Source organism: Bacteroides propionicigenes, from assembly GCF_018390535.1.
Lineage (GTDB): Bacteria > Bacteroidota > Bacteroidia > Bacteroidales > Bacteroidaceae > Bacteroides > Bacteroides propionicigenes.
Genome location: NZ_JAHBBW010000003.1, coordinates 366,256 through 377,203, shown reverse-complemented (window position 1 = coordinate 377,203; position 10,948 = coordinate 366,256). Strand labels below are relative to the sequence as shown.

The 10,948-nt window shown below is 44.1% G+C and carries 6 protein-coding genes; all 6 read left to right on the top strand.

Features of this window, described 5'->3' with window-relative positions; all coding sequences use genetic code 11:
• Positions 1 to 1,133, top strand: a 1,133-nt coding sequence (locus KG118_RS06840) for a fimbrillin family protein (RefSeq protein WP_213388388.1), incomplete at its 5' end; no start/stop codon positions are given.
• A 243-nt stretch (positions 1,134 to 1,376) separates the two neighbouring features.
• Complete coding sequence (locus KG118_RS06835) at positions 1,377 to 3,707, top strand: fimbrillin family protein (protein ID WP_117713271.1); 2,331 nt, start codon at positions 1,377 to 1,379, stop codon at positions 3,705 to 3,707.
• Positions 3,708 to 3,727: 20 nt separating this feature from the next.
• The gene (locus KG118_RS06830; RefSeq protein WP_117713270.1) at positions 3,728 to 4,549 is read left to right on the top strand and encodes a hypothetical protein; all 822 of its coding nucleotides are present in this window, start codon (positions 3,728 to 3,730) and stop codon (positions 4,547 to 4,549) included.
• Between the two features lie 592 nt (positions 4,550 to 5,141).
• On the top strand, positions 5,142 to 7,094 hold the full coding sequence (locus tag KG118_RS06825) for a site-specific DNA-methyltransferase (RefSeq protein WP_117713269.1): 1,953 nt from the start codon (positions 5,142 to 5,144) through the stop codon (positions 7,092 to 7,094).
• 2 nt (positions 7,095 to 7,096) lie between these two features.
• Complete coding sequence (locus tag KG118_RS06820; RefSeq protein WP_117713268.1) at positions 7,097 to 9,970, top strand: restriction endonuclease; 2,874 nt, start codon at positions 7,097 to 7,099, stop codon at positions 9,968 to 9,970.
• Positions 9,960 to 10,868 (top strand): hypothetical protein, encoded by a 909-nt coding sequence (locus KG118_RS06815; protein WP_213388387.1) that lies wholly within the window; start codon positions 9,960 to 9,962, stop codon positions 10,866 to 10,868. Before KG118_RS06820 ends, KG118_RS06815 begins: the two co-directional genes overlap by 11 nt.
• Positions 10,869 to 10,948 lie beyond the last annotated feature (80 nt).

Below are 10,948 nucleotides of genomic sequence, written 5' to 3'. Positions count from 1 at the left end.
TCTTGCTGACCATTACCATGCTGGCACTGGCAGCGTGTTCGGAAAACGAGATTACCGAACAAAACCCCGAGGTGAACAAGCCAATCGGATTTGATACGTATGCAAGCGTGCAGACACGCAGGCAAGAAACGGACATCGAGTTCATAAAGCAGCATGGGCTCGGAGTTATGGCATATAAGACAACCGGAGATTACAGTACAACCGGAGCCAAAGAAGAATTCATGAAAACCCAGAGAGTGACATGGGATAAGACCAACAGCAAATGGGAATATAGCCCCGTAAAATTCTGGCCTGCAGGAACCGATGAGAAAGTTTCGTTCTTCGCCTATGCACCATATACCTACGGTGGTCCTACCTACAACACCACACTGACATCCGCCGATGCAAGCAACAACCCTAAAGTAAACTTGACTTTACAAACCTTCCAATACTATCTGCATGACTTGGTAGTATCCAACCCCGATGATGCGACCAACGGAACAATGAATATGAGTTCGGGAACAGTAAACTTCAAGTTCCAGCATCCACTGACCAGAGTAGCTATGGAAGCCAAGACAGGCACGGACATCAGCAAAAACACTGATACAAAGGTATTCATCACAGGCGTATCGCTGATACACAACAACATACTGAACAGCAAGGGAACGCTCGACATGAAAACCCTGACATGGGCAGATAATAAAACGGACTACATAAAATCTCCGTATGTATTGCAAGCATTTAGCGATACGACCCCCGATTGCGGTTGCTTGAATCTGACGAAGGCTAATTTCGCAGGCTACAAAGAACTTTCCCTCGACATCTCCGCCGGAGGAACAAACACTACATCACTGTTCATTAAAAGTGTAGGCAAAGACTTTTACCTGTTCCTCCTCCCAGTAAACAATGGAACAGGAACAGCCAATGCCGGTGACGTAAAAATAAAAATCGCATACGACATCGTGAACTGGACAAGCACCACCACCCACATCAAATCTTCAGTCGAAAAGACAGTGGACCTGCCCGCCGGTGTCTTTAAGAAAGGCGCAGCCCACAGATTCATATTCACCATCGGTCTGAATGCTATCACATTCGATGTAGACACAGATATGGGCTGGGGAACAGTAACTGATAATGACATAACTATCCAATAACCAATCCTGTCAGAAGTGAAACAATCGCCCCTGTCAGAGGTGCCCCCCTTGTCAGGAGTGAGACACCCACTCCTGTCATGCAGAGCGCAGCGAAGCATCTCTTCTCCTTACATACAAGAGAAGAGATGTTTCTGAGCGAAACCAATGAAACGCCAATCAAAGTATTGACACACGCCCGAAGAAGGTTGAATGTCTTTCTTCGGGCACACAAAAAACTCTTTCTAATAAAAAAAGCAAGCAATAATGAGAAGAATAAAAGGTACATACATCCTCATTCCACTATTCTGCACCCTACTGTGCATCGGTTGTGACAACGAAGACACAACCCTAATGCCAACACAGCCCATCGGCTTCTCAACATCAGTAGACGACAGCAATACCCGTGCCGACAGCGATACCGATGCCGCCACCCGTGCCGAAGCCACCACAGCCAACCTCACGGAAATAGGCGTATTTGCATACAATACAGGCACAAGCTACATGGCCTCCACAGGTTTTGCCCCCAATCTCCTATGCAACCAATCGGTGAAGAAAGTAAACGGCACATGGACGTACAGCCCCGTAAAATATTGGCCCGCCAACCCCAACGATAAAGTCTCATTCTTTGCATATGCACCACACAGCGCCTCTGTGCCTTCCGGTGGTGACCAAATATCAGCAGCTCCCACCTCTGTCACCACAAATGGCAGCCCCGCCATCATATATGCACCCGTAAAAGGCGAACTCGACATCCTATACTCTTTAGGCGAACTGAATTGCACCAACAATCATGGCACCGTTCGGTTCACCATGAAGCACGCTACGACCAAAGTAATCTTTAAAGTGAAAGTGGAAGGCGGCGGGTCAAAGACGATAACCGGAGTCAGCACCGAGTGTGTCTATGCTACGGGAATCAAATTTAATGGTAGCGACACCGGAATCACTGTGAGAACTCTATCTAAAAATAGAACCACTTGCACCGCCACCAACCTCAACATCAACGCAGGCAGCACAGCAACAACCGTCAAAGAATTCTTCCTGCCGCCCGACCACATGACAGACACCAAAGTATCACTCACCTACCTCGACGGCAGTACTACCAAAACCATAGAAACCACCCTCCCCAATGCCGACGACTGGACACCGGGCAAAGCCATCGGCTACACCTTCACTATAAAGGACAACCAAATCATCTCCATCGCAGTAGATGCAGACATGGCATGGGATGCACAGGAAAAGCCCAAACCCAAATATGAGGGCTACGACTATGTCATAGCCACCGCCGAAGACCTTGCCAATTTCCGTGACGATGTAAACAACGGCAAAGCCACAAATAAGAACGCCATACAAATAGCCGACATCAACTTGCAAGACCTCGCGAGCAGCAGCAACAGCAGCCATACCACAGACGCCAATGACTGGTTTCCGATAGGAATAGCCGAAAAGCCTTTTAGTGGAACCTATAACGGGAATGGCCACACCATAAGTAATTTGAATTTGGGAGGTGCGAGATACCGTACTACCGCCGGTCTTTTCGGTGGTAGCAATGGCACCTTGATAGGCATACATCTACGCGCTGTAAATATTACACCTCTCGCAATCCTGCAATATACAGGGGCATTAGTAGGATATGCCAGCGGAGGAAATATAGCGGCTTGTTCCGCCAGCGGAAGCATAAATAAAGTTTCTTGCTATAATGTAATAAATGATGGCAAGGTATACGCAACAGGCGGATTAATAGGAAGTGCAGCCAATACCACCATATCCTTCTGTCGTTCTGATGTTAATATAGGAGAAAACGGAATTATCACCGATAGAGCAAGTACTGCACCTTACCTCTGTTATGTAGGAGGATTCATAGGAAAGATATCCGTATGCAACATCCTATCCTGCCGATCTTCGGGCTACATAAAATTGGGAACTTTTAATGCACCAAACCAACATATTATCAGGGTGGGAGGCTTCATAGGCAGTGATACTGATGGTAGTATTGGCAACGAGATTTACGGTTCTTATTCTTCTACTACGGGAGCAATAGAAGTCTCTTTCACAGGGGATTCCGGCTCCTCTTCCGGTTCAGTCCAAGAATTGCTCATAGGCGGTTTTATTGGTTATACCGGCTCTGCCGGCTCTAATACCTACAATTGTAGAGCTTGCTACAGCTATAGTCCTATCACTTTAATACATCCCCAATTAGAGAACAGCAGTACTCTTATGAGCAATTTCCGTATTGGCGGTTTTGTCGCTAAAATAGAAACTACCAGCAGAATAATAAGCTGTTATTACGGTCTAGACCTAAAAGAACTGAAGTCTGGGGTTTTTCAAAATGCTTTAACCGCTTACTTTTTCGCGCCCAGCAGCTCATATGTACAAAGTTGCTATTATGTCAGCCAAGGAAAAATAGCACAAAACATCATGTGGAATGGCGGTACATCAAACACAAGATTCAACTTCATAAAGTATGCCCCCGCCACCAATTCATATTTTACGGATTACATAACCAAGCCGTGGAATTCTCGAAAATTCTGGAAAGAAACCCCGGCCAATACAGCATATCCCGAAATAAACTACGATGAATTGAACATTACCCCCTAACCTGAAAAAACAGCATAACAATGAAAAAGTATATCCTACACACCCTGTACAGTGCGCTCGGCATATGCGGCATGAGCCTATTAGTACTCTGTGCCGCCTGCACGGAACAAGACGGGCTACCCTCTGCCGACCCGCAGCCCCTCACCCTCGCCATAGGCGAGACCATCCCCTTTGTGAAAGCAACAGGAGGTACCCACACCCGCGTCGCAGATTCGGGCACAGCCTTAACGTGGGAGAACGGCGACAAGATATATCTTGCCGCAACAATCACCGCAAGCGGAGGAGCCACTACGTATGCCTACTCCACCGCCACATACACCATCAGCGGCAGCACCGGCACTTGGAGCGACCCCGACCCGGCACTCTCCGCCCCGTCAGGCGCCACCGTCAATATAGAAGCCATCTATGCCAAAGGCACTCTGTCCGGCAATATCCTGACCCCCACCGCAAATAGCGTCATAATGAAAGCCACCGCCACGGGCATCACAGTTAACGCCTCTACCGCCGCCATTCCGTTAAAATTCAAAAGCGAACTGGTGCGGTTGGAGGTAACCGGAATAGTCGACGCTTCCAATACCGTTACTGCCAGTTCTTTCAATATTCCCCAAAGCATAGACACACAGCCCGCCAACGGCAGTTTCACCATCACTCCCACCGCCGCATCAAACACTCTCACGCAAAATGGAGTGTATTATGCACTCCCCGGAGACATATCCCTTACCACCCTTAATAAAAAAACCATAGACCTCGCAGCCGCCGATGTCAAAGCCAACCAGTCCTATCCCATCGATATGAGTTCTGAAAACGGCACCATACGTCCCGACGGCGAGCCTTTTGTATAGCTGACATAGGATATTGAAAAACAGAATCATAAAAAAGGGTTGTGTCAAAATGTAAAAGTCCTATCACTCTGTCATTCAGAGGAGCTTGCGACGAAGAATCTCCTCTCTTATGTATGCAGAGAGTAGATTCTTCGCTACGCTCTGAATGACAGACTATACCTTAGCGTAAAAATCAAAAGATGTTTTGAGCGAAGCTAATGTCACTAATGGCGCATATGATATAAATTTAATTTAAAAAGAAGATTAGTTTCCATAAGAATTTCGTAATCATCCCAGACAAGCGGATTTTAAAATCTATAAAATAGTCAAACTAACCCTCTTACCTAATCCTTCAAAGATACGAAAAAGAATGGAACTTGATTCGCAACGTTTACTATTGGCTCGTGAGATTCTCACCACAGACAATACTGAATTATTGCAAGAGATGACAAGAGCCTATAAATGTATCAAACACCGTTTGTCACAGCAAAGGATACCAAAAGCGGAATGTGAAGAGGATGCTACATGATTCTCCTCCATAGATATGTTCAGTTTTGCTTGGTGAGTTTTCACTTTTTGCTTAGTTTTGCACATGAAGTAACTATCATACCCTATGGATAAGCTTAGAATGCAAACGAATAATCAGGCTGATGTCAATTTTCGCAAACTCGCCGAATTATTTCCCAATATTGTAACTGAAACGATTGATGAGAATGGCAAAACAGTACGTGCCATTGACAAGGATTTACTGATGCAAGAGATTTCAACTGCTGTAGTTGAAGGTCGTGAAGAGCGCTACCAGTTTACATGGCCTGACAAACGTAAAGCAATTCTTGCAGCCAATGCACCCAGTACCAACACACTCCGCCCCTGCGAAAAAGAGAGTTTTGGAGAGTTCAATACTACCGAGAACCTCTATATTGAAGGAGATAATCTGGAGGTCTTAAAACTACTTCAAGAAAATTACCTTGAGACTATAAAGCTTATATACATAGACCCTCCCTACAACACAGGTAAGGAATTTGTATATCCGGATAAGTTTTCCCAAACCACCGCCGAATATATGGAGCGTTCCGGCCAATTAGATGAAGAAGGCTACATTCTGTCCCCCAATATGGAGTCCAACGGTCGTTTTCATACCGATTGGTTGAATATGATGTATCCAAGACTGAAGATAGCCCGTAATCTCCTTACCAAAGACGGTGTTATCTTCATCAGTATCGACCAGAACGAGGTGGAGAACCTGAAAAAGATATGTTGTGAATTATATGGCACCGGAAATTTTGTCGGTGAAATTATATGGCAATCGGCAACAGACAATAATCCCCGACAGATTTCAACAGAGCATGAATATATATTGTGCTTCGCAAAAGACATAAACAGCCTGAATCCATGGCTCATAGAATCCGATAAGGCGCAGGAAATTATTACACAGTACAAGCTCATCAAGCATCAAACTAATGACATTCAGGAGCAACAAAAACTGTTGCGCCAATGGATAAAAAGACATGAAAGCGAATTAAAAGGAGTGGCCCACTACAATAATGTTGATGCACGTGGAGTATATAGCAACTCTACCAACTCTTCGAATACCAAACCCGGAGGTTACACTTTCGACATTATTCATCCCACAACAGGAAAACCATGTGTGAAGCCTGTATTCGGCTGGAGGTGGACAGAAAGAACATTTTGGGATTACGATAAAAACGGAGATATAGAATGGGGTAAAGACGAAACCACGCAACCCCACGTCAAGAAGCGTATTGAGACTGTTAAGGAGCAATTTAAAAGCATCTATTATGAAGACGGACGTGCTTCTACCAAACAGCTTGAGCAACTTTTAGACGGAAAGAAGATTTTCGATAATCCCAAATCCGTACAACTGCTAAGCCGCATTATCAGTTTTGCAACCCAAGATGACGACTGCACCATTCTTGACTTTTTCTCAGGAACGGCAACAACCGCCCATGCGGTAATGGAAATGAACGCCAAAAACGGAACGCATAAGAAGTTTATAATGGTACAAATCCAAGAACCGACAGACGCGAAAAGCGAAGCCTACAAAGCCGGATTCAAGAATATTTGTGAGATTGGCAAGGAACGTATCCGTAAAGCGGCCGCATTGATAAAGAAGACATACCCTGGAGCAAGCTTCGACTCAGGTTTTCGCGTTCTCAAACTCGATACAAGCAATATGCAACAAGTGTGGTACACCCCCACCGAATATGTTGCCAAAGACCTTTTTGAACTAACAGTGGACAATATAAAGCCCGACCGCACCGATGGCGATTTACTCTTCCAGACAATGTTAGAACTCGACTGCCCTCTTTCGAGCCGGCTTGAGTCCTTTACGATAAATGAGAAAAAGGTTTATTCAATAGCCGACGGCTATATAATGGCTTGTTTTGAAACAGGCGTTACAGATGAAACCATATCAAAGATAGCACAAAAGAGACCCCGCTTCTTCGTTATGCGTGATAGCTCCATGGCGAATGACAGTATAGCTGTCAACTTTGAACAACTGTTCAAATCATACAGTCCGGACACTCACTTAAAAGTGTATTGATAATGAAGTTTAATTTTAAGATACAATCATATCAGACAGACGCAGTAGATAGTATAATTAGAGTATTTGCAGGCCAATCCAAAGACGACAAGGACTGTGAATACACGCGTAATGCCGACATTATTCTGTCGGACGAACAGCTGATGAGAAACATCAATAAGGTGCAAGCCCGGCAAAACATCCACCTGTCTACAAAGCTGTCATGCGATATGGGTCGTTGCGCTTTGGATGTAGAGATGGAAACCGGTACGGGCAAAACATATGTTTATATCAAAACAATGTTTGAGCTGAACAAGCAATATGGCTGGAGCAAGTTCATTGTGGTTGTCCCCAGTATAGCCATCCGGGAAGGTGTTAAGAAATCAATGGAAATGACCGTTGAACACTTCATGGAACATTATGGGAAAAAAGCCCGTTTCTTCATTTATAACGGCAAAGAGCTCAGCGCACTTGATAAGTTCTCCAATGACCCCGGCATCAATATTATGATTATCAACACCCAAGCCTTCGCCACTTCAATGAAAGAAGGCGCAAAGAACAGGGAAAGTCGTATTATTTACTCCATGCGGGATGACTTTAACAGCCGTCGCCCCATTGATGTGATTAAAGCCAGTCGCCCCATTGTCATACTCGACGAACCGCAAAAGATGGGAGGAGCCGCCACACAGACCGGCATCAGGAACTTTAATCCCCTCTTCACCATCAACTACTCGGCAACCCACAAGAACCATCACAACGAAGTGTATGTGCTCGATGCACTTGACGCATACAACAAAAAGCTCGTCAAGAAAATACAAGTCAAAGGATTTGAGGTGCATAATCTAAGAGGCACCGATCGGTATATGTTTCTTGAAAAGATTATGATTTCCAGCAACAAGCCTCCTATGGCGAGACTTGAAATAGAAGTCCGTCAAGCGAACGGAATCGTCAGAAAAACCAAGACCTTTGAAGTTGGCAACAGCCTGTTCCTTGCCTCCAACGGACTTCAACAATATAAAGATGGATATACCATTAATAATATAGACCCCGTATCCGCCACTATTGAGTTTGTCAATGGCAAGGTGATGCACACAGGAGAGGTGGTGGGCGATATCTCAGAAAAAGATATGCGCCGCATTCAAATTCGCGAAACAATTCAGTCACACTTTGAGAAAGAAGAAACATTATTTCGACAGGGTATAAAGACTTTATCCCTATTTTTTATTGATGAAGTTTCAAAGTACCGGCTTTATAATGATGCCGGCGAAGAACTTATTGGTGAATATGGCAGGATTTTTGAAGAAGAATATAATATCATTCTTAAAGAATACCTCCAACTGTTTGGAGCGGATGGCAGGTCTGGCGAGGAAGACGAATATCAAAAATATCTCCGCAAGTTCGATACGCGCAATATACATAAAGGGTACTTCAGCATTGACAAAAAAGGACACAGCATAAACAGTGAAATAAAAAGAGGTTCGGACATCTCGGATGATATTTCCGCTTATGACCTGATTCTAAAAAACAAAGAACGCTTGCTTAGTTTTGACGAGCCTACGAGGTTTATCTTTTCACACTCGGCTCTTCGTGAAGGTTGGGATAACCCTAATATCTTCCAAATATGCACATTGAAGCACTCTGATAATGCGATAGCCAAGCGTCAGGAAGTGGGCCGCGGACTTCGGCTTGCCGTAAATGGTTCCGGTACTCGCATGGATGCCCAGACAATCGGTGAAGATCTTGTACACGAGATTAACAAGCTGACCGTAATTGCCAGCGAAAGCTATGCCACCTTCGTTTCCGATTTACAACGTGAGATTTGTGATGTCTTGTACGACCGACCGACTAAAACAAGTATCTTTTCATACCTTAGTGACAATGGCTATATTGACGCCGACGGCTCGCATATCTTGGATAGCATGATTGAGAACGGGCATAAAACTATGGTTCAAAAGAATTCTTTAAACGAAAACTTCAAAAAGAAAGAGTTTCAGGAACTATGGAAAAGAATCAACCATAAATATGCCTATACTGTAAACTTCGATAGCGAAGAATTAATAAAAAAATCTTTTGAAGCCATCAATAAGGAACTTCATGTTTCCCAAATCCGCTATAATATCACATCGGGGCAGCAAGAGGATACGATTACCCAATCCCAACTCCAAAACGGCAGCACGTTTGAAAAGGTAACATCGCATTCTCAGAACCTGCGCAACGCACATGCGTGTACCTCCCCATACGACCTGATTGGAGATATAGCCAAAGGTGCACTTCTCACACGTCGTACCGCCGGCAAGATTCTAAGTAAACTAACCGCTGAAAAAAAGATGATGTTTGCGATAAATCCGGAAGAATTTATCACTAAGGTCATCAATATCATTAAAAGCCAAAAAGCAATAATGATTGTGGAGCACATATCATACAACCAAATTGAGGGAGAATATGACAGCGCCATTTTTACATCTGAAAAGCATAGTACAGGCTTTGACAGGGCAATACGTGCCAAACGGCATATAACCGATTATGTCTTTACTGACGGAACTGCCGGACAAAGCATTGAAAGAACTTTTTGTGAAAGGCTTGAAACGGCCGATGAAGTGGAAGTGTATGCCAAACTTCCGAAAAGTTTCCATATCCCTACCCCTGTGGGCAACTACTCTCCGGACTGGGCCATTGCGTTCAAGAAAGACGTTGCCAAGAACCGCTTTTATCTCATAGAAACAAATGGTTCAATGAATTCCATACAGTATCGTGAGATAGAGCAAGCAAAAATCAACTGCGCTTCTAAATTGTTTAATGAGATTTCTACGGAAAACGTTCGTTATTACAATGTGGATAGTTACGACGAACTCCTGAATATAATACAAGATACAAATCCGCAGAGCCATGATATTTAAGAATTATCGTAAAGAAACTTCCGAGCGAAGCGATGCCGGCAATTGGGCAAAGAAACTCCTTGCCGAAAAGACAGGGCTTTTCTTTGATTCTATTGAAGGCTGTAATGAAAACAACCGGAATATTGTTACTCATTTAATGGAACGTGCACGAGTTGATGCAACAGATGGCGAGTCTTCCGATGCAGATGTCTTGGCGGCTATCACTGCATTGGAAAGTACCGATGTACTCCAACGCAAGATTAATTTTGCAAAGGCATTCCGACTTCCCCTTACCTATGTGCTCTACTGTGATGAGATGCAATCTGTATGGGTATATACCATTACGGATGTAACGTCCTGTATCTTTAAGGCTTCTTATAACAGCTATCAAGCCTTCTCTGATTGGATTGCAGCTATCAAAGGATGGAAGTCTTCCAAGCCCTACCGGGAACAAGAGGACTTGCCTTTTTTTGATAAAGCATTAAGACGTGCCGGCACAGCTTGGCCTACAAATATAGATTGCTTTGTATCGACCAAACTGTTACAGCCTATAGGTATCATTGAATTTCAAAACGCAAAAAATACAGGGGTTGAGCGTCACTGTAACAATGAGTTCTTTTTAGGGAAATATGCTCGCACCAACCCTCAAGGATACACCTTGTATGATAATGACATCCGCAGGTGGCAGTCACAGGAGATACTCAGGCTTCAATCCGGATTGCGCTTGTTTATCATAACTTGGTCCCAAAAATCCAAGGATTTTATTTTAAAAGAAATAGACGTAATAACATTCCCCAATTTACCTTTCAGCTCTGATTTGAAGAAGCACAATGAGTATCAGCTGCTAATGCACAAGTATGCCAACTCGCGCGATAAAAAGGTTGCAGCTATTATAGCCTCCCCAATTCAGTACTTATAAACTTACATACTCTCCACCGCAAATGAGAAAAGATATTCAAAAACCTCCTCTTTGTGGCAGAGACAAGACATTCCCTCTTA

Bases quoted from the DNA above. Each gene is read 5' to 3' on its own strand.
- KG118_RS06835 (WP_117713271.1), top strand. From the start codon at position 1,377: ATGAGAAGAATAAAAGGTACATACATCCTCATTCCACTATTCTGCACC.
- KG118_RS06830 (WP_117713270.1), top strand. From the start codon at position 3,728: ATGAAAAAGTATATCCTACACACCCTGTACAGTGCGCTCGGCATATGC.
- KG118_RS06825 (WP_117713269.1), top strand. From the start codon at position 5,142: ATGGATAAGCTTAGAATGCAAACGAATAATCAGGCTGATGTCAATTTT.
- KG118_RS06820 (WP_117713268.1), top strand. From the start codon at position 7,097: ATGAAGTTTAATTTTAAGATACAATCATATCAGACAGACGCAGTAGAT.
- KG118_RS06815 (WP_213388387.1), top strand. From the start codon at position 9,960: ATGATATTTAAGAATTATCGTAAAGAAACTTCCGAGCGAAGCGATGCC.